Below are 20004 nucleotides of genomic sequence, written 5' to 3'. Positions count from 1 at the left end.
CTGCGCCACCTGCGCATCTTCGTCACCGTCGCCGACGAGCTGCACTTCAGTCGGGCTGCCGAGCAGCTTGGCATGGCTCAGCCGCCCCTCAGCCAGGCGGTACGCAGGCTCGAGAAGGACCTCGGAGTCGACCTGTTCGACCGATCGCACCGGCAGGTCCAACTGACCGCCGCAGGCATCGTTCTACTGGACGAAGCTCGTGAACTGCTGACTCGCGAAGAGCGGTTACGGACTCTGGCTCGCCGCGTCGGCGATGGCACCCTGCGCGCAGGCGTGCCGCCTGACACCACGGTCGCCATGCTATCGACTCTGCTCTCAGCCTGCGCGGAGCATTCCCCTGGCCTCTCCGTCGATCTCCAGGAGCTCACCACCGGAGAACAGCTGCGGTTACTCGCCTCCGGCGGGCTCGACGTAGGCCTCGTCCACCAGCCCGTGGATGCCACCGAACTCCATCTGGGGACCGAGGTCGTCGCGGATCTGGGCGTCGTCCTGCCCCGCACTTCCCCGCTGGCCCGAGTACCTGAGGTCGCGCTCGCCGAACTCTCCGGCCACGAGCTGGTGCTCTTTCCTCGGGCCCAAGCCCCCGGGTGGTACGACTGCATCCTGGACACCTGTCGCGCCGAGGGCTTCGCGCCTAGCCGCGTCCGGCACGCCTCCCATCCCGAATTCCTGCTGGCCCTCGTCCACTCGGGCCGCGGCATCGCCTTTGACCAAGGGCCGATCGCCCGCAAGGAGCCCCGGGTGGCCTGGCGACCTCTGGCTGATCGCCCTCTCACCCAGCGAACTGCCGGAGTCTGGCCTTCCGGACGCCCCTCCCATCCAGCCGCGCCTCACTTCGCGGAGCTCGCGGCCCGCGTGCTCGCTCGCGACCGCACAGTGGCCTTGCGCCGCGACAACAGCCCACGCCCCTCGGCCGGGCCGCCGCGCCCGTGGTCGGTGGTCTACGACGAGCGGAGCTGAGGCCGCTGCGCCATCGGCCGTTGGCTGCGCCGGCCCGGCCGGTGGCGCTATCGGCCGGGCCGGGTCCCGTCGGGCGAACGGGATGGTGAGGACGGAGCCCGCGCCCACCTGGAGGGCGAGGTGTGGGTCGACGGCGGGTACCGCCAGCACCTCGTCGAACACGCCGCGACCCTCGGCATCGGCACGGAGGTCACCGCCCGCAAGCCCGGGACCAGGGGTTTCACCCCGATCCCGAAACGTTGGGCTGTCGAGCGGACCCGCGGATGGCTGATGCTCCACCGGCGCCTGGCCCGCGACCACGAAACCCTGCCCACCCGCTCCGAAGCCGTGATCCATTTCGCCATGACCAACCTGATGGACCGCCGCCTTACCGACGGGAACCCCATTTCACGGCGCGACCCGAAGAAAGCCACAGCGCAACCTATCTCGGGATGGAACAACGGGCGAAAACGACCTTGTAGCCATACGTCCCTCCTCGCTGTCGGGCGAACCGTCTGTTCGGCTGCACCTGCAGCCCGCTAGCTGTCGAGGGAGTTGGACCACCGAATATCTCAAGTAGATGTTCTACAAGGAGTTTGTGGTGGGCCCGGACGGGATCCCGACTCGGCTGACCGGTGCTCAGCCCGCTCGCGCCGTCGTCAGGAGTCCGCGAGCCGGGCCGCGAGATAGGGCGCGGTGGCGCTGCGGCGGGCCCTCGCTACCTTGGCCGGCGGGCCCGCCGCGACCACCCGCCCGCCCGCGTCGCCACCGCCCGGCCCGAGGTCGATGACCCAGTCGGCGGTGACGATCGTGTCCAGGTCATGCTCGACGAGGACGACCGTGTTGCCCGCGTCGACGAGCCGGTGCAGTTGTCGCAGCAGCAGCGCGATGTCCGAGGGGTGCAGCCCCGCCGTCGGCTCGTCGAGCAGGTAGAGCGCGTGGCCGCGGCGGGCTCGCTGCAGTTCGGTGGCCAGTTTGATGCGCTGCGCCTCACCACCGCTGAGCTCCGTCGCGGGCTGCCCCAGCCGCAGGTACCCCAGTCCCACCTCGCGCAACGTCTCCAGACTGCGGGAGGCGGCCGGGACTGCGGACAGGAACTGGGCAGCGGCGTCGACGGACAACGCCAGCACTTGCGCGATGTTCTTGCCACGGTAGGTGACTTCCAGCGTTTCGGCGTTGTACCGGGCGCCCTGGCAGGCCGGGCACGGCGCGTAGGTACCAGGCAGGAACAGCAGTTCCACCGCGACGAATCCTTCGCCCTGGCAGGTCTCGCACCGTCCTTCAGGCACGTTGAAGGAGAACCGCCCGGCCGAGTAGCCGCGCGCCCTGGCCTCGTCCGTCGCCGCGTACAGCTTGCGCACCGCGTCGAACATCCCCGTGTACGTGGCCAGGTTGGACCGGGGAGTTCGGCCGATGGGCCGTTGGTCGACCCGGACCAGCCGGTCGAACGACTCCACGCCGGACGCGTCCTGGACGTCGACCTGCAACTGTGCCTCGTCGGGCTCCTCGGGTGCGAGTCCGAGGTGGCCGCGGACGACCTCCGCGAGAACCTGCGTCACCAGCGTCGACTTTCCGGAACCGGACACGCCCGTCACCGCCGTCAGCACGCAGAGCGGTACGTCGACGGACACGTCCTGCAGATTGTGGCGGGAGACGCCGCTCAGGTGCAGCCAGCCGTGCGGCGTGCGCGGCCGGTGTTCGAGCGGCTCGGCGCGCCCGAACAGGTACTGACTCGTCGCCGACTTTCCCACCCGCTCCAGACCGGCGACCGGACCGCTGTACAGCACGCGCCCGCCGCCCTCACCCGCACCGGGGCCGATGTCGACCACCCAGTCAGCCCGCCGCACGACGTCCATGTCGTGCTCCACGACGAACAGCGAGTTGCCCGCCGCCTTGAGCCGGTCCAGCACGTCCAGCAGCGGTTCCGCGTCAGCCGGGTGCAGGCCCGCGGAGGGTTCGTCGAGGACGTAGACGACGCCGAACAGCCCCGAGCGCAGCTGCGTGGCGATCCGCAGGCGCTGCGCCTCGCCGGGCGACAGGGTCGTCGAGCGGCGCCCGAGGCTGAGATATCCGAGGCCCAGGTCGAGCAGTACGTCGACCCGCGCGGCCAGATCGCCGCAGATCCGGACCGCGACCTCGGTCGTCTCCCCGGACCGGGCCGTCGAGGTGGTGGCGCCGGCCTCGGACCGCCCCGCGACGGGCCGCAGCAGCGCCGCGACCTCGGTGAGCGGCATCGCGTTGATCTCGGCGATGGAACGTCCGGCGAAGGTCACGGCGAGCGCCTCGGGCCGCAAACCGCTGCCGTGACACTCCGGGCAGGGCACACTCCTGACGAACCGGAGCGCCCGTTCGCGCATCTTCTCGCTCTTGGAGTCGGCAAGGACGTGCATGACGTGCTTGCGGGCGCTCCAGAACTTGCCGTGGTAGCCGTAGTCGACGCGGTCCTCCTCCGGCTCGATGTACACGGAGGGCTGCTCGTCCGTGTACAGCAGCCAGTCCCGGTCCTTCTTCCTGAGCCTGCGCCACGGTCGGTCGATGTCGATCCCCAGGCCGTTCACGACGCTGCGCAGGTTGGCGCCCTGCCAGGCACCCGGCCAGGCGGCGATCGCCCCTTCGCGGATGCTCAGAGACGGGTCCGGGACGAGCAGGTCTTCGGCGACATCGTGCACGACTCCCAGTCCGTGGCACTCCGGGCAGGCGCCGGCCGCGGTGTTGGGTGAGAACGACTCGGCTTCCAGCCGTGCGGCCCCGGGCGGATAGGTGCCGGCCCGGGAGTACAGCATGCGCAGCAGATTGGACAGCGTGGTGATGGTGCCGACCGTCGAGCGCGAACTGGGCGAACCTCGTCGCTGCTGCAGAGCCACGGCCGGCGGCAGTCCGGCTATCTCCTGCACGTGCGGCGCACCGACCTGTTGCAACAGCCTTCGCGCGTACGGTGCTACGGACTCGAAGTATCGCCGCTGCGCCTCGGCGTAGAGCGTGCCGAACGCTAGCGAGGATTTACCGGAGCCGGAGACGCCGGTGAAGGCGACCGTCGCGTCCCGCGGGACGTCGACGTCGATGTTCCGCAGGTTGTTCTCACTGGCACCCCGGACATGCACAAAGAGGTCGGTCGCGTCTTTGTTCACCATTCCTGAGTACCTGATTGCGCCGGTAACCGCGCGACGAGCGCCGTCACCGGGCCTCGTTCGCACAGGCGTCCGATTGTTGATCTGCACGTACCGTTGCCTGGTACTCCAGTCCTGGTCGGTGTGCAGAGCCCGGTGAGTATGGCGGCGGTGGCCGCCTCGCGCAGCAGCCCGGCAGCGTCGGCGGCCGCGTGTGCTTGTGCGCGGTGTTTCGTCACCCAGTGCCGGCGGCGGGACGCCTCGACGCCTTCGACGAGCGCGAGGAGCAGCTGCAGGACCACTGGGGCCCCTCCCCCGGCGCGTGCAGCGCAGAGGGCTTGTTGCAGGGCGCGGGCGGATGCTCTACAGCCGGCGCGGGCCCGGCCTTCGAGAGTGCGGGCGCTGGGGGCGCGGGCGGCCTGCTCGAACACGGCTGCCGCCGCGGTGACGCGGTAGGTCGTAGGCCAGCTTGCTGCCGGTCAACAAGACGAGGCGAGTACCCGGGTCGGCGCGGTCGCCGGAAAGCGCGACCGAGCAGATGCCCGCCTCGTCGCGTCGTCACCGTACGCACAGGCCCGTGTCGCGGCAGCGGTCGAGGAAATCGGTGTGACTGTCGGCGAGCGCGGCGGCGGTGCGGGCCGTGTACTGCAGGACCTCGCGGGCCGTCTTCGTCATACCGCGGCGGTCGGCTTTCCCGAGCTCGCCGATGGTCTGGAACCGGCGCGCGATGCGCTCTCAAGCAGACATCGGTGTCAGGTGTGCCGGCAGGCCCCGAAGGCGCGGGCCGTGGTACGCATCGCGAGGATGTCGCCGCGGATGCTCGGCTGGCGTCCGCCCGCGCGGGCGAGCGAGCGTCGCCACGATATGGATGCGGTCGGGCGCGTGGCGGACCGCGGTCCAGCGGTAGGCGTGCTCGTCATGTGTTCGGCGATGCCCGCGGCGTGCACCCTGACGGCTGCGACCTCGGCCCACACCGCGTCGGTCAGGAGACGGTCTCCGGGTGCGTTCCGGGCCGCGGTATGTCACACGCCCGCCCCACCGCCTTCTCGCACCCGGAGCCGGAGACCATCGAGCGCGTGAGCCGTATGGATGCAGCTCATGCTTCGGCTATGAGTGAGTATCTGCCGAGCATGATCTGCAGGAGTTCGTCGGCGACCTCTTCCCGAGTGGCGCTGACCCAGCCGACGACCCAGTCGTGCATCAGGCCGTTCACCGCCCCGATGAGAGCCGCGGCGGTGATGCGGTAGTCGCCTGACGGTATCTCGCCTCGCTCGGCGGCATCGTCGGCGATCTTGTTCAGCAACTCGATCCAGACGGCGCGGCGTTGCAGGCGCTGATGGTTGATGCGGGGGCTGACGCCGACGACCTCCACGTAGGCGATGCGGGCATGGCGCATGTCGTCGGCGGCGCCGTTGACGTAGGCGTGAGTGGTCGCGGCGATCCGCTGTGGCAGCGGTAGGTGTGCAACGTCGGGCAGCATGTCGATGACCGCCTTCTGGGCGACCTCGTTGACGTGCAGGTGGAGGTCGGACAGCAGGTCTTCGAGTGTGCGGTACTCCTCGTAGAACTGGCGGGTCGACAGTCCGGCCGCCTTGCACAGGTCCCCGAGTCTGGTTGCCCGGTATCCCGGGCCGGCACCGAAGAGGTTGAGGCCCGCTTCGCGGAAGCGCTCGCGCCGCTCTGCTCGCCGGTCGGCCGCGTCCCTGCCTGCGTACCGGCCCTCGGCCGGGGTGATCCGTCCCGCCACTGCACCCCTCCCGCCTGCTCGTACGCGCAATTGTCCCGCACAGGCCTTGCGTCGCCTCTTCACCCCTCCCTACCATCCGGTAACCCAAATTTGAATGAGGCGGTGTTCAGAGTTGGGAGTGCGCGGAACGCCCACAAGGCGAGAGCGCCCTGCATCGTGCCTTCTGCCGCCAGACACAGGTGGGGACCATCCCGGTCGCCCCGCTCGGACGCGTCGCACGCCTCACCGCGGGCGGGCGGCCCTCTCGCACAGCGCTCCAGTTTCCTGCCCGTTCAGGCACCTCACTCCCTTCCTCCGGAGGAGCGAAACATGCACGCTGCACCGTCCCCCGACCTGCTCAGCTCTCGGCGGCACGCCGTGCCGAGCCCTACCCGGCGCCGGCGGCTGTGGAGCACAGCCGCAGCGGCCCTCATGGCCGCCGGCGCCCTCGTGCCCGCGAGCACCGCCCACGCCGCACCTGCCCTCCAGGAGGTGATGCTGGTCGGCAACAACTGGGAGGGCACCGCCGACGTCATCAAGTCCACGGGCGACTTTGCCAAGGTCGGCCGCATCAACCTGATCCCCGACAAGAACGAGCGGTTGCGGGAGATCTACACCGACCCCATCCGCCTCATCTTCTTCCTCGGTATCCGGGAGAGCGCCGGCGAGGGCCACGACCAGTTCGTCGACGACATGTACACCACCCCGGACGGCTCGGCGATCGTGGTGTCGCGGCCCAGTTTCGGCGACGTGGCCTCCATCGACACCGCCACGGGACAGCTCAAGTGGCGCTTCCGCGTCGCGGGCTACCGGTCCGACCACATGGCCGTCTCCCCCGACGGGACCCGGGTCGCGGTGTCGGCCTCAACCGGCAACACCGTGCACGTCCTGGACATACGCACGGGCGCTCAGGTCGGCTCGTTCGCCACCGGCGACAAGCCCCACGAGAACGTCTTCACCCGTGACGGCAAGATCTGGAACATGTCGATCGGCGAGGTGAACAACGACTTCGACGCTCCCTGGCAGGACTTCCTCAAGGGGGACCGCAAGATCACCGTCGCGGACGCCCAGACCCTCAAGGTGATCAGGACCATCGACATGCGGGAACGCCTGAACGCCTTCCCGGGCGGCAAGGACTACTCCGACTCGATCCGCCCGGTCGCGTTCACGCCCGACGAGTCCACGATGTACTTCCAGGTCTCCTTCTTCAACGGCTTCTTCGAGTACGACGTCGCCACCGACAAGATCACCCGGATGAAGACCTTGCCGAAGAACCCCGGCACCAGTGACGACCGAGGCACCTTCGTCAACGACTCCCGCCACCACGGCATGTCCATGAACCCGGCCGGCACCAAGCTGTGCATCGCCGGAACCATGGACGACTACGCCACCGTCGTCGACCGCGCCACCCTCCAGGAAAGCCCGCTGGTCCCTGCCACCAAGCCCTACTGGGCCACCGTCAGCGGCGACGGCAAGGCCTGCGTCATCTCCGAGAGTGGAGCTGACCAGGTCACCGCCATCAGCTTCGCCACCGGCCAGAAGATCACGTCCGTGCCCGTCGGCGACCACCCGCAGCGGGTCCGCATCGCTCACCTCCCCACGGGCTGGGCCGGCCCCACCGGCTGACCCGCCTCCGCCTTCCGGGCGTTGGGCGCGCAGGACCGCCCCGCCCACCCACTGCTACCAACGGCACGACGGGTTTGGGGCCTCCGCCAGGAGGCCCCAAACCCCGCCGGTTCAGGAAGAGGATTCAGGCGGCGGCAAGAGCCGATCGGAGCGGGGGCAGCCATCACGGGTGTCCGTGGGGGCGGCCGCGTCAGCCCTCGCACATGGACCAGATGCCCTCTCCTGTGCGCTCGCGAGCCATCAGCCCCTTTCGCCGGCGAGCCTCGCTTGGAAGGCGTCAATGTCTCATGGTGTCGGTGATCCAGTGGGCGGCGAGGAGCCCTGAGCCGGCGGTGAGGACGGCGGCTGCGATGACGGTTGCGTTCAGGCCGAAGGCGTCGGCCAGCACTCCGGCGAGGAGGGCTCCTGCCGCGTAGCCGATGTCCCGCCAGAAGCGGTAAGTGCCCAGGGCGTTGGCGCGCCAGGCGGGGTGGGCATGGTCGGAGACGGAGGCGATGAGGGTGGGGTAGACCATGGCAGTGCCGAGTCCGAGGGCTACGGCGGACAGGATTCCGGCCAGGAGCGGAGTGTCCAGCAGGGTGAGGGCGAGGACGAGGCCGACGGTTTGGACGAGCATGCCGGTGACGATGAGAGGTTTGCGCCCGATGCGGTCGGCGAGGTGGCCGGTGGGTATCTGGCCGATGCCCCACAGGATCGGGTAGAGGCCTTTGACCAGGCCGACGGCGGCGAGGCCGAGACCGTGGTCGGTGAACAGCAAGGGGAAGACACCCCAGGTCAGGCCGTCGTTGAGGTTGTTGACCAGGCCGGCCTGGCTGGCGCCGCGCAGGGAGCGGTTGCGCCAGGTGGTACGGGCGAACGTGGCGGCGAGGCCTGTGTTCTCGCCGTTGGGCAAGGGTCGCTCGTGCTGGGCGAGTTCGAGAGACGCATGCGCGGCGGTGTCCCGTACGGCGATGGTCAGGGCGAGGCCGGCGGCGATGAAGACGATGCCGATGAGTTCCGGAACGGGGCGGAGACCGTAGGAGGTGGCGAGGTAGCCGGTGAGCAGGGCCGTGGCGCCGACGGCGGTGTAGCCCGCGGCCTCGTTCAGCCCGGTGGCCAGGCCCCTGCGGGAAGGCCCCACGAGGTCGATCTTCATGTTGACCGTCATCGACCAGGTCAGGCCCTGGTTGAGGCCGAGCAGGACGTTTGCGGCGACGACCCATCCCCAGGACGGCGCCCAGGCGAGGGCGAAGGGTACGGGGATTCCGGCCAGCCAGCCGACGACGAGGAGCTGTTTGCGCCGGAACCGGGCGGTCAGCTTTCCGGCGGCAAGGTTCGTGAGGGCTTTGGTGAGGCCGAAGGCGATGATGAAGGAGAAGACCGCCAGCTCACTCGTCAGGCCGAAGGTGCCAGTGCCGATGAGCGGCACCGTGGTTCGTTCCAGGCCCACCAGACCGCCTACCGCGACGTTGACGAGGACGAGCAGCGAGAACTGAAGCCAGTTCTCCCGTAGGCCGAGCCGAACAGGGCCCCCCGACGCGCCGATCGGCGTGGCGGTCGCAGGCGTGGCTTTCACGAGCGGATGCCCTTCCTGTCATGAGGCGGTAGGAAGGCGCCGGGCGTCCGGCGCCGTATTCGGCAAGGCGGACCGGCCGTAGAGCTGCGCAGGGCATCTTCTTCTGCCCGGGGCGGCGCCGTTCCTGAGCTGTCAGGCAGACCAAACCTGCACTCCAGAATACCCCCACCCGTATTTTCGGAACGACCATGCAGCATCTCCCTCCTGTGACACAGGATACCCAGGGGGGTATTTGACTTCCTCGCGGATGTCGCCTTACCGTCGAGTAGGTAAATACCCAGGGGGGTATCTAGAAGGGATGCCTCGATGCGTGAGGTAGATCTGGACACCTTCGCAGCCGAGCTCGCTGATGGCGCGCTCGTCATCGATGTCCGCGAGTTCGACGAATACGCGACCGGCCACGCGCCGGGGGCGCTCAGCCTCCCCCTGCCGACCCTCGGCGCCGCACTCGGTGAGCTGCCCGCCGACGGGCCGGTCTACGTGATCTGCGCGAGTGGCAATCGCAGCGCCTGGGCCGCCGAGCATCTCGCCGGCTTCGGCGTGGATGCCGTCTCGGTCGTGAGTGGTACAGCGGGCTGGGCCCGTGCCGGTCGTCCGCTCGCGTACGGGACGGGCGTGCGCGCAGCCTGAGCGCCCTGTTCATCCGACAGCCCACAACACCCTCGCACCCATCTCGGGGTGCGGGTTCCTCATGAAGGGATTGCCGTGTTCTTCACCCAGTACTACCTCGACTGCCTCTCCCAGGCGTCGTACATGATCGCCGATGAGAAGACAGGTCAGGCGGTGGTCGTAGATCCACGGCGGGACGTCTCCGAGTACCTGGCGGACGCCGCCGCGCACGGCCTGACGGTGACCGGCGTGATCAACACGCACTTCCACGCGGATTTCGTCGCCGGTCACCTGGAGATGGCGGACGAGACCGGCGCCTGGATTGCATATGGCCGGCACGCCGAGACCGAGTACCCCATCCGCCTGCTGGCCGAAGGCGAACGGATCTCCCTCGGGGACGTGACCCTGGAGATCATGGAGACACCCGGGCACACACCCGAGTCGATCAGCGTCCTCGTGTACGAGCACGCCGACGACACCGTCCCGTACGGCGTCCTCACCGGTGACGCCCTGTTCATCGGCGATGTCGGCCGCCCCGACCTGCTCGCCTCCGTCGGTGTCGCGGCCGAAGAACTCGGCGCGATGCTCCACGACAGCGTCCAGAACAAGCTGATGGGGCTTGCCGACGCCGTACGCGTCTTCCCCGCCCACGGCGCCGGCTCCGCCTGCGGCAAGAATCTCTCGACCGAGAAGCAGTCCACCGTCGGTGAGCAGCGTGCCACCAACTACGCGTGCGCCCCGATGGGCCGTGAGGAGTTCGTCGAGCTCGTCACGGCCGGCCAGTCCACCGCGCCCGGATACTTCGCCTACGACGCCGAGCTGAACCGCAAGGACCGCGCCCGGTACGACGCGACGACGGCCCCCCGGCCGCTGACGCTCGCAGAGTTCACCGCACTGCGCGCCACCGGAGCAATTGTGGTGGATGCCCGCGATCCGCAGGAGTTCGCAGCCGGACACCTGCGCGGAGCGGTGAACGTTCCCGCGGACGGGCGGTTCGCCGAACAGGCCGGCACCGTTCTCGCTCCCGCCGACGAACTGGTCGTCATGGCGCCGCAGAACCGGGAGGAGGAAGTCGTCACCCGCCTTGCCCGGATCGGCTTCGACCACGCTGTCGGATACCTGCGCAACCCCGAGGACGCGTTGGAATCACTGGCCGGCGAAGTCACCCCCGCCAGCCGCCTGACCGCCGCACACCTTCGCACCGCCCTCGCCGGTGACGCTCCTCCCCTTGTCGTCGACGTTCGCACCTGCGGTGAGCGCGAAGCGAACGGCTTCATCGAGTCCGCCCTTCACATCCCGCTCAGCGAACTCCCCGGGCGTGCGGCCGAGCTGCCCGCCGACCGGCCCCTGGTCCTGCACTGCGCCGGCGGCCACCGCTCCTCGATCGCGGCAAGCCTGCTGCGGTCGCGCGGCTTCGAGGACGTCTCCGACATCCTCGGCGGCTACGCCGCCTGGGCCCTGTCGACGGGGCCGGCCGAAGCCGGCGCCTGACCCCCGAGGGCCCGGCAAACGCCGACCCTCACCCTCCCATATATACCCCGAGGGGTATATCTAATCTGAATGGAACGTTCATGAGCACCACGCCCGCATCAGCCTCCTCCCTCAGCCCTGCCGCGCTGCACCGCCTCGTCCTCGAAGGGCGGACCCCGCGCCTGCTCGACGTGCGCATGCCCGGTGAGTTCCGCGCGGCGCACATCCCGGGTTCCTACAACGTGCCTCTGGACACCCTGCGGGAGCACCGGGCCGAGCTCCTGGCCCACCTCGACGAGGACGTCGTGCTCGTCTGCCGCTCCGGAGCCCGCGCCGCCCAGGCCGAGAAGGCCCTGTCCGAGGCCGGCCTGCCCAACCTCCGCGTCCTCGAAGGCGGCATCGTCGCCTGGGAGACAGCCGACGCGCCCGTCAACCGGGGCCCTGAGCGCTGGGACATGGAGCGCCAAGTGCGGCTCGTGGCCGGCTCGATCGTCCTGGCCACCGGCCTCGTCGGCGTGTTCGTCCCCGGCGCTCACCTGGTCGGCACCGCGATCGGCGCCGGTCTGACCTACGCGGCCGTCAGCAACTCCTGCGCCATGGGAGTCCTGCTGTCCAAGCTGCCCTACAACCGCGGACCGCGCCCCGACATCAACACCGTGATCGCGGAGCTGCGGAGCACGTCGTGACCGCCCTGGTCGTCGCCGCCTCACTGTTGATCGGCGTCAGCCTCGGCATCCTCGGAGGCGGCGGCTCGATCCTGACCGTGCCCATCCTGGTGTACCTGGCGGGACAGGACACGAAGGAGGCCATCGCCACCTCGCTGTTCGTGGTCGGTGTCACCAGCCTCGCCGCTCTGATCCCGCACGCGCGGGCCCACCGGGTCCGCTGGCGGACCGGCCTGCTCTTCGGCGCGTTCAGCATGGTCGGGGCCTACGGAGGCGGGCGCCTCGCCGGCTACATCCCCGGCACCGTCCTCCTCGTCGCCTTCGCGCTGATGATGCTGGCCACGGCCTTCGCGATGCTCCGCAAGCCCCGGAACGGCCGGAAGAAGACACGGCCCGCGCACAAGGACCTGCCCCTGAAGCACATCGCGGCCGAGGGGCTCGTCGTTGGCGCGGTGACGGGCCTGGTCGGCTCCGGCGGCGGGTTCCTCGTCGTCCCCGCCCTCGCCATCCTCGGCGGACTGCCCATGAGCATCGCAGTCGGCACCTCGCTCCTGGTCATCGCGATGAAGTCCTTCGCCGGCCTCGCCGGCCATCTCTCCGACGTCACGATCGACTGGCGCCTCGCCCTGATCGTGACTGCGGCCGCGGTGGCCGGCAGCCTGATCGGTGGCCGACTCGCGGGCCGCATCCCCCAGGGCGCGCTGCGCAAGGCGTTCGGCTGGTTCGTCGTCATCATGGGCGTCTTCGTCCTTGCCCAGCAGCTCGGCACAGCGATGTGGAGCCACCCGGCCACCTGGGCGGCCCTCGGGGTTGCCGTGGTCGCCGTCCTGCTTCGGCGAACTCGGACCCGCCGCCCGCAGCCGACGCAGGAGCCTTCCGGCACTGAGAAGGAGCGCACTCGGCACACCGTGAAGGCTCAATCCTGATTTATACCCTATGGGGTATTATGGCCTGGGGGGCGAAGGAGGATCTCCATGCAGGTGGACGAACAGTCCGTACGGCCGGTCCTGAACCGTCTGCGACGGGCTCAAGGGCAGCTGGCCGCAGTGATCGCGATGGTCGAGTCGGGCGGCGAGTGCAAGGACGTCGTCACCCAGCTCGCCGCCGTCTCCAAGGCCCTGGACCGGGCAGGATTCAAAATCGTGGCCAGCGGGATGCGGCAATGCCTCACCGAAGGATCCGATACCCCGCCCATGACCCAGGACGAGCTGGAGAAACTCTTCCTCGCCCTTGCCTGACCCCCCGCTCCCTCCGGTCGGATCACCGCGGACCGGCCGGACGGAGCCGTTCCCCATGGCGGCGGCACAGGACCGCGTCGGTCACTGGCCACCTTTCCTGGCAGCCTCGGTCAGCGCCGGTCAGCTCCCCACCCCCTTCGTCCAGAGCTCCGGCGTAGCGGGCACGGGCTTGGTAGCCACTGGTGTCGCCGGTGACCGTAGGGTCCATCAGCTCCATGGACCTGCTTGCCCCAGTCCTCATCGGCATCACAGGGGCCGGTAGACCTCGTAGGTGCCGAAGGAGATGGGCAGGTTCCGGCACTGCCAGCCGGCCACCGCGGAGATCGGAGCGTTCCCGGCACCCCGACCGAGAAGCCGGTTCTCACCCCGAGCGGCTCCCTGATCCGGCCCGTGCGCCATGACACGATCGTCTCACCGCTGTCCGGACTCGAAGGATCGCCGTGCCCCTGACACCCGTCGTCCTGCACAACGCCCGGATCGTCGACGGCACGGGCGCCCCGCCGGTGTCCGATGGGATCCTGGTGATCGAAGACGCCCTCATCCGCTGGTGCGGCCCTGCCCACGACGCGCCCGAGGATCCCGGCCTGCGCCACGCAACCCGTGTGGACCTCGGCGGGCGGACCCTCTGCCCGGGATTCATCGACGCGCACGTGCACTTCGCCCTGCCGGGCCCCGTGGAGAGCCCGTTGGCAGGGGCAGGCGAACCCGTCAGCTACCGAACGCTGAAGGTGATCGAACGGCTCCGCGTCACCTTGCACAACGGGGTGACCACGGCACGCGACCTCATGGGGCTCGACGCGGGCTTCCGGCGTGCGGTTGCCGAACGCCACATCGCGGGGCCGCGGCTCCTTGTCGCGGTGAGCATGCTGAGCCAGACGGCCGGACACGCCGACTTCCGCCTCCTCGGCGGTATCGACGCACTCGCCTCTGCCGTCGCCTTCCCTGGCAGCCCTTCCGGCATCGTGGACTCCGTCGACGACATCCGTACCCGCGTACGCGAGCTTGTCGCCGCCGGCGCCGACTGCGTCAAGCTCGCCGCCAGCGGAGGGGTCACCTCCCCTCACGATCAGCCGGAATGGCTGGGGCTGCGTGCGGAGATGATCCGCGCGGCGGTGGAGGAGGCCGAGTCCTACGGCGGCCTTCCGGTCGCGGTGCACGCTATCGGGGAGGCCGGAATCGCCGCAGCCGTCCACTCCGGGGTCCGCAGCATCGAGCACGGTTACGCTCTCACCGACGAACTGCGGGTGGAAATGGCCGAACGCGGCCAGTTCCTCGTGCCCACCATCCTGGAGACCATGGCCGATCCCGACCCGTCCACAGTTCCGGCGTCCGTACACGCCAAGGCCGTCCACTGGCACCGGGTGGCTCAGGAGTCCGTGGCCCGTTCCGTGGCAGCCGGAATCCGTGTCGCGATGGGCACCGACGCGGGCCTGATCGCCCCCCACGGGCAGAACCTCAAGGAGCTGGGGCTCCTCGTCCGCATCGGCGGCATGACTCCGCTCCAGGCCATCCGAGCAGCCACCGCCGATGCCGCCGATCTGTGCGGCGTGGGGGCCACCACCGGCAGCCTGGTCGCCGGCAAAGCCGCCGACCTCGTCGTCTGCGGCACGGACCCCCTCAACGACATCGACTCCCTCGCCGACCCGGCCCATGTACACGGCGTGCTCAAGGAGGGACGCATCGCCATCGACCGGGCCGGGGTTCTCGCCTCTGCGGGCCTGCCCGACCTGGTCCCGTAGAGACGCAGTGGGCCAAGGCGGTCAAGGCTGGGCACACGCTTGTGCGGAGATCTGGGCTCGGCCCGAACTCCCCGGAAACCGTCGAGGCGCACCTCTGGTCGCTCGGAGTGCCGATTCGCCCCGTCAGCGTCTCTTCCATGCCGTAGACCGGACCCGACGCACAGTCACACGATCCTGAGACTGGGCGCGACAGGTGGCTTGGACAGATCCGGGTCGCACACGCATCGCCCACCTCAAGAGCTGGCGGGCCCTGGCACGCCATCTCGGGCGCGAGCACATGGACGACACCGTCATAGCCATCGCTGGCCTACTGTCCCAGCGGCAGACCGCTGACCGGAGGCCGCGGACTGGATCCTGGCTCGGCAGATGTGAGCACCGAGACCCCGACCTGGCCTTCGACGTCGCACCGCCGACCGTGCACGAGCTCGTCAGTCCGCGGTACAGCCCCAGTAGGCGATCTCGGCTGGTTCGCCATCCCGATACAGCACTGTGCACCGTCCGATTCCACGACCTACCGGGTCGAGCAGTTGACGTATCGCGGCGTCCCATCGGTCGCGCGTCGGTCGGCCGTCGGGAGCCCAACTGCGGATCTCGTCCTCGGTCAAGGGGCGCATCATGGCGAACTCGTCACCTGCTTCGGCGTCGATCAGGGCGTAGAAGTCGAGCACCGTGCAGGTGCCTCCGGTAAGGATGTACTCCAGCCAGCTCTCGTCCTCCCACAGTTCGACGATGCCCCGCCCCGGAAAGCCGTGATCGTCCTTCGCCAGCTCCTGGTGTTGAGCCTGCCGGAACGCCGCCGCCAGATCCTCCTGGTACGGCCCGGTCGCCGTCCACTCGTTGCCACCCACTGCAGAACCTCCCTGGTCGCCGATCCTCGGCTTTGCCGCAGGCTAACCGCCACATCTGACAGGACCGACCGCTCGACGCCCGCACCGCCCTCGACCTCGCCCTGCTGCTGCGCACCATGTCGGGCGACAGCGGCCGCGCCCCCTCTCCAGCACCCAGGACCCGGCCCTCCTGACCGACCCCGGCGCCAGCCCGCGCGTGAAGAAGATCGCCCGGCTCGGCGACCTCGGCGGCCACCTTCCCCTGGAGCCAGACGTCCTGACCGCCACCCGCAACGCCCTCGATCACTTCACCTGGCTCGGCGCCACCGTCACGAACGTCGACAAGCTGCCCTCCTCCGACGACTCCAACGGCACCGAAGACCTCTGGCCCACCTGGCTCACCTTCCGCCACCGGCTCTCGGGCACGTCCGTGAAAACCGCTACGAACAGCCTGCGGGCCCAAGGCACGGACACGGGAACCCTGCTCCAGGGCTACAGCGGCGGCGGCAGTTCAGCTGAGGAGTACGGCCAGCAGCCGCTGCGTGATCGCCTTCGTGTCCTCACCGGGTCCGGGAATGCGGGTCATCAGCAGGTGGTGGGTCGTGCCGACCAGCGCAAGCGCGATTGTCGCGACGTCGACGCCGTCGGGCAGCCGGCCGCCGCGCTGCTCCGCCTGCAGGTAGGCGGTGAAGGCATGCTGGATCGCGTCGAAGGCGGGCGCGCCGGACTGGAAGCTCTCTCGGGTGTGGAGCGCGGCTGCCGGGCGGGTCATCGCCAGGCCCACCACCGCAGGCTGCAGAGAGTCCAGCAGCGCCAGGACGACCGCTTGGAGATTGTCCGCAACCGTGGCCTGCCCCACCTTGGCCTCCAGCGCCTCCGCCCGGCGGGCGCTGCGCGCGAAGCGGTCCAGGACCAGTTCGGCGACGAACTCGTCCAGGCCGGCGAAGTGGGTGTGCAGGACGCCTTTGGCGCAGTCGGCCTCCGCGGTGATCGCGCGGCTGGTCAGGGCGGCTGCGCCGTCGCGGGCCACCACCCGTTCCGCTGCCGCGAACAGCCGCTCGCGCAAATCCGGAATCGCCACTCCACGAGGTGACACAACAGCCCCTTCTCCTTGACCCATTGCGCATATGGGCGAACGCCCATACCGTTTGGGCACTTGCCCATACTAGGGCCGGGGCGTGCCATGGCGCACCCCGGCGGGAGGGAGTTCACCCATGGGTCACTTCGTCAACACCGCACAGGAAGAGGCGTGGAACGGGTACGAGGGCGCGCAGTGGGCCCGCAGCCAGGAACGCTGGGACGCCGTCAACGACGGCTTCAACCAGCCACTCCTGGACGCCGCGGCCATCGCGGAAACCGACTCCGTACTGGACATCGGCTGCGGGGCCGGACGCACCACCCGCCTCGCCGCCCGCCGCGCCGGCCTCGGCCGGGCGCTCGGACTGGACCTGTCGGCTCCGATGCTGGAAAAAGCCCGCGAGAGCGCCCTGCGTGAAGGGGTGGAGAACGCCTTCTTCGTCCAGGGCGACGCCCAGGTCCATCCATTGGAGGCCGAGGGGTTCGATGCGGCCCTCAGCCGCTACGGCATGACCTTCTTCACCGACCCCGTCGCCGCGTTCAGCAACCTCCGCCGCGCGCTACGACCCGGCGGTCGACTGGCCTTCGTCTGTGCGGCCGAGGCCGAGGCCAACGAGTGGCTCGAGGCGTTGGCCTCGCTCAAGGGCATCCTGCCGTTCGACGGCTTCGGCAGGCCCGGCGGTCCTGGCATGTTCTCGCTCACCGATCCCGACCGCATCCGCGGCCTGCTCACGGCGGGCGGGTTCACCGATGTCGACGTGCGTCGCGTGGAGGTGCCGGGGAAGTGGGGCGTCGACGCGGCAGATGCTGCGTCATTCCTGCTGGACTCCGGTCCAGGACACCACCTGCTCGACCAGGTGACCCCGCCCGAGCAGGACGAAGCCCGCCAAGCGCTGACGGCTGCCCTTCAGCGCCATGAGACGGGCAGCGCGGTGTGGCTGCGGAGCAGTTCCTGGCTGGTCACCGCCGTACGCGACGGAACCGCACCGCGCTGAGCGCCCGCCCAGATTGGTCCGCAGCCGCTCAGTAGCGGACCGTGCGGGCGATGACTGGGACGCCTTGTCGCTCTCGTCCTGGGCGGGGCGGCCGCCCTGGGCGAGGGCGTCGACCACGGAGGACTGGAGGTGATCACCCACCGCCGTCAGGGCGAAGGACTGCGGCGCCTTGGTGGTGGCGCTGACCTGGCTGAGGACGTCGATGGTCGGTGTCCTCCTCGACCAAGCGCTGCGGGCCGCGCACTTGTCGAGATATCGCCCGGATCGCCCACAGTGCACACAGCGCACACCACTGGTAGCCGAGGTGCGACGACGCGCGGTCGTTGGGATGGTGGATTCGTTCGAAGAAGCCGTCCGGCAGGGGTGCCTGATGATTTATGGATCAACATCCAGCTCTCGGATAGTTGTCGGCGTAGACGGATCCGAACCGTCCCAGGCTGCTGTGCGGGCGGCGGAGCGAGCCAGGGGCACTGGCGAAGCCGTCTTCGCCTGGGAGTCGCCCGCGTCCTGGTACGGCCCGACCCCGCCTTCCGACGAGGAGATGCGCACGTATGCGTCCCGTGCGCGGAAGATATTCGACCAGGTCGTCGAGGACGCTCCGGGTCCTGGGCCCGGTAGGCCCGTCCCCTTGCGCCCAACCGCAGTGCAGGCGCACGCGGCCGCGGTGCTGATCGACGCAGCCGCGGGTGCCGAGGTGCGCATCGTGGGCGACCGTGGGCGGGGCGAGTTCCGGGAAGCGCTGCTGGGCTCGGTCAGCATGCACTGTGCGCAGCACGCTCCGTCCCCGGTCGTCGTGATGCGCTGAGTGGCGGGCGGCGCACAGAACGTCCGGTTGTCTCTGTGCGCGCAGCGCCGAGACCAGGCCGACAAAGGGTGCGTGCATGCCTCATCTCCGCAGGCCTCCAGGAGGGTCCGATGTCTGAGACGGCTCCCCCGCCGGGTTCCGGGAGCACGCATGCTCACAGGCCGGCTCTCCTCACCTTCCTGGGCGGCGTTCGCACCGTCACCGGAAGCAAATTCCTGATCGAGAGCGACCGATCCCGGATCCTCGTCGATTGCGGTCTGTTCCAGGGCTTCGCCGATCTGCGTAGACGAAACTGGGAACCGCTGAGCCGTGCGGCTGCCGATATTCGTGCGGTCGTCATCACACATGCGCATCTCGACCACTGCGGTTATCTGCCTCGCCTGGTCCGCAACGGGTTCCGGGGGCCGATTCTGGCTACGGCGCCCACGTCCCGCCTCGCCGAGATCGTGCTGCGCGACAGCGCGCGACTCCAGATGGAGGCAGCCCAGCACGCGAACGAGCGGGGATGGTCTAAACACCGGCCGGCGAAACCGCTCTACGATCTCGGTGACGTCGAGACCACGATCCGGTACTTCGACCCGGTGCCCACCGGCACCGAAATCGCTGTGACCTCTGACATTCGGCTTGCCCTTCACCACGGTGGTCACATCCTCGGGTCGGCCTGGGCGCACCTGACCATGGAAGATGGACACACCATCGCCGTGAGCGGCGATCTGGGGCGTCCTGGGCACCCCCTCCTCCTGCCGCCGGAGCCGTTCACCGGGGCGGACATTCTGCTGATGGAGTCCACGTACGGCGACCGTACCCACGATCAGCGGGCTGGGCACTCGGCGTTCGCCGCGGCAATCAGCCGTACGATCGCACGGGGCGGAACCGTCGTCATTCCTGCCTTCGCCATAGACCGCACCGAGGTGGTCCTCAACGAACTCGGCCTGTTGCGTCAGGACGGGCTCCTGCCCGCCACGGTGCCCGTCTTCGTGGACAGTCCGATGGCTCTGGCGGCGCTGGATGTGTATCGCGAGGCCGTGCGCGGTCACTCGCCCGAATTGCGCGGCGAAATACTCGCACAAGGCTCAGCCGCCCTCAGTCCTGAACCGTTTCTCGCCGCCCGGACCGTCCAGGAGTCCATCGCCATCAACAGCGTCACAGGACCGGCCGTAATCGTCTCCTCTGCGGGAATGGCCACAGGCGGACGGGTCCTGCATCACCTGCGGCGGCTGCTACCGGACCCACGCAACACGGTCGTCGTGGTCGGGTTCGCCGCGAGCGGCACCCGTGCCCGCGACCTCGTCGAAGGAGCCCGCACTTTGAAGATGTTCGGCGAATACGTCCCCGTACGGGCCGAGGTCGCTGACGTCCCGCACTTCTCGGCGCATGCGGATGCCGACCAGATCATCGACTGGCTGAGGGCGGCGCCTGCGCCCCACACCACCTATCTGGTCCACGGAGAGGAGACTGCCTCCGAGACGCTGCGCGACCGGATCGACAAGGTGCTGGGATGGACAGCGGTTGTCCCGCGGTCCGGTGAGGCTGTTCTCATTCGCTGACAGGAGCGTATGGCCGGTTCACTTTCCTCACCGTACGGAACGATCCCGCCGGACCGTAGCTGGTTTCCCGCAGAGGCGC

16 protein-coding genes and 1 pseudogene are annotated in these 20004 nt (G+C 69.4%); 12 read left to right on the top strand and 5 right to left on the bottom strand.

Annotated elements, in window-relative coordinates:
- Both ACFYQ6_RS09885 and ACFYQ6_RS09880 read left to right on the top strand, forming a co-directional pair.
- Positions 1-960, top strand: a complete 960-nt coding sequence (locus ACFYQ6_RS09885) for a LysR family transcriptional regulator (protein WP_388762259.1) — start codon at positions 1-3, stop codon at positions 958-960.
- Between the two features lie 117 nt (positions 961-1077).
- A pseudogene (locus ACFYQ6_RS09880) lies at positions 1078-1380 on the top strand (IS5/IS1182 family transposase); the annotation flags it as partial.
- Between the two features lie 218 nt (positions 1381-1598).
- Here ACFYQ6_RS09880 and uvrA read toward each other — a convergent pair.
- Both uvrA and ACFYQ6_RS09870 read right to left on the bottom strand, forming a co-directional pair.
- Entirely contained in the window at positions 1599-4070 is a 2472-nt protein-coding gene (gene uvrA / locus ACFYQ6_RS09875; protein WP_388762163.1) for an excinuclease ABC subunit UvrA, read from the bottom strand.
- 1072 nt (positions 4071-5142) lie between these two features.
- The gene (locus ACFYQ6_RS09870; RefSeq protein ID WP_361577228.1) at positions 5143-5793 is read right to left on the bottom strand and encodes a TetR/AcrR family transcriptional regulator; all 651 of its coding nucleotides are present in this window, start codon (positions 5791-5793) and stop codon (positions 5143-5145) included.
- 309 nt (positions 5794-6102) lie between these two features.
- Between ACFYQ6_RS09870 and ACFYQ6_RS09865 the strand changes: the two genes are divergently transcribed.
- Positions 6103-7398, top strand: a complete 1296-nt coding sequence (locus tag ACFYQ6_RS09865) for a YncE family protein (protein ID WP_388762160.1) — start codon at positions 6103-6105, stop codon at positions 7396-7398.
- A 277-nt stretch (positions 7399-7675) separates the two neighbouring features.
- Here ACFYQ6_RS09865 and ACFYQ6_RS09860 read toward each other — a convergent pair whose 3' ends face one another.
- Entirely contained in the window at positions 7676-8953 is a 1278-nt protein-coding gene (locus ACFYQ6_RS09860; RefSeq protein ID WP_388762157.1) for an MFS transporter, read from the bottom strand.
- 306 nt (positions 8954-9259) lie between these two features.
- Between ACFYQ6_RS09860 and ACFYQ6_RS09855 the strand changes: the two genes are divergently transcribed.
- From ACFYQ6_RS09855 to ACFYQ6_RS09830, 6 genes are all read left to right on the top strand, one after another.
- Positions 9260-9583 (top strand): rhodanese-like domain-containing protein, encoded by a 324-nt coding sequence (locus ACFYQ6_RS09855; protein WP_361577222.1) that lies wholly within the window; start codon positions 9260-9262, stop codon positions 9581-9583.
- Positions 9584-9658: 75 nt separating this feature from the next.
- A complete protein-coding gene (locus tag ACFYQ6_RS09850; protein ID WP_388762154.1) occupies positions 9659-11053 on the top strand; it encodes a rhodanese-like domain-containing protein in 1395 nt (464 codons plus the stop codon).
- Positions 11054-11133: 80 nt separating this feature from the next.
- Positions 11134-11718: a rhodanese-like domain-containing protein gene (locus tag ACFYQ6_RS09845; protein WP_388762151.1), complete on the top strand. Its 585-nt coding sequence runs from the start codon at positions 11134-11136 to the stop codon at positions 11716-11718.
- Positions 11715-12623 carry a sulfite exporter TauE/SafE family protein gene (locus ACFYQ6_RS09840; protein ID WP_388762148.1) on the top strand — a complete coding sequence of 303 codons (909 nt, stop codon included), beginning with the start codon at positions 11715-11717 and terminating at the stop codon, positions 12621-12623. The genes ACFYQ6_RS09845 and ACFYQ6_RS09840 overlap by 4 nt, the downstream gene beginning before the upstream one ends.
- A 48-nt stretch (positions 12624-12671) precedes the next feature.
- Positions 12672-12935, top strand: a complete 264-nt coding sequence (locus ACFYQ6_RS09835) for a metal-sensitive transcriptional regulator (protein ID WP_361577210.1) — start codon at positions 12672-12674, stop codon at positions 12933-12935.
- A 440-nt stretch (positions 12936-13375) separates the two neighbouring features.
- A complete protein-coding gene (locus ACFYQ6_RS09830; protein ID WP_361577207.1) occupies positions 13376-14674 on the top strand; it encodes an amidohydrolase family protein in 1299 nt (432 codons plus the stop codon).
- Positions 14675-15102: 428 nt separating this feature from the next.
- Here ACFYQ6_RS09830 and ACFYQ6_RS09825 read toward each other — a convergent pair whose 3' ends face one another.
- Both ACFYQ6_RS09825 and ACFYQ6_RS09820 read right to left on the bottom strand, forming a co-directional pair.
- Positions 15103-15522 (bottom strand): hypothetical protein, encoded by a 420-nt coding sequence (locus ACFYQ6_RS09825; protein WP_388762146.1) that lies wholly within the window; start codon positions 15520-15522, stop codon positions 15103-15105.
- A gap of 490 nt (positions 15523-16012) precedes the next feature.
- Complete coding sequence (locus ACFYQ6_RS09820; protein ID WP_388762143.1) at positions 16013-16597, bottom strand: TetR family transcriptional regulator; 585 nt, start codon at positions 16595-16597, stop codon at positions 16013-16015.
- Between the two features lie 118 nt (positions 16598-16715).
- On the opposite strand from ACFYQ6_RS09820, the gene ACFYQ6_RS09815 reads away from it, so the two are divergent.
- From ACFYQ6_RS09815 to ACFYQ6_RS09805, 3 genes are all read left to right on the top strand, one after another.
- Positions 16716-17573, top strand: a complete 858-nt coding sequence (locus ACFYQ6_RS09815; protein ID WP_388762141.1) for a class I SAM-dependent methyltransferase — start codon at positions 16716-16718, stop codon at positions 17571-17573.
- 202 nt (positions 17574-17775) lie between these two features.
- Positions 17776-18378, top strand: coding sequence for a universal stress protein (locus tag ACFYQ6_RS09810; protein ID WP_361577289.1), 603 nt, complete (start codon positions 17776-17778; stop codon positions 18376-18378).
- Positions 18379-18488: 110 nt separating this feature from the next.
- Complete coding sequence (locus tag ACFYQ6_RS09805; protein ID WP_388762138.1) at positions 18489-19925, top strand: MBL fold metallo-hydrolase RNA specificity domain-containing protein; 1437 nt, start codon at positions 18489-18491, stop codon at positions 19923-19925.
- Positions 19926-20004 lie beyond the last annotated feature (79 nt).

It is taken from the genome of Streptomyces sp. NPDC005494 (assembly GCF_042872025.1).
Lineage (GTDB): Bacteria > Actinomycetota > Actinomycetes > Streptomycetales > Streptomycetaceae > Streptomyces.
The sequence above is the reverse complement of the archived record's forward strand: the minus strand, read 5'-3'. Positions and strand labels throughout refer to the sequence as shown.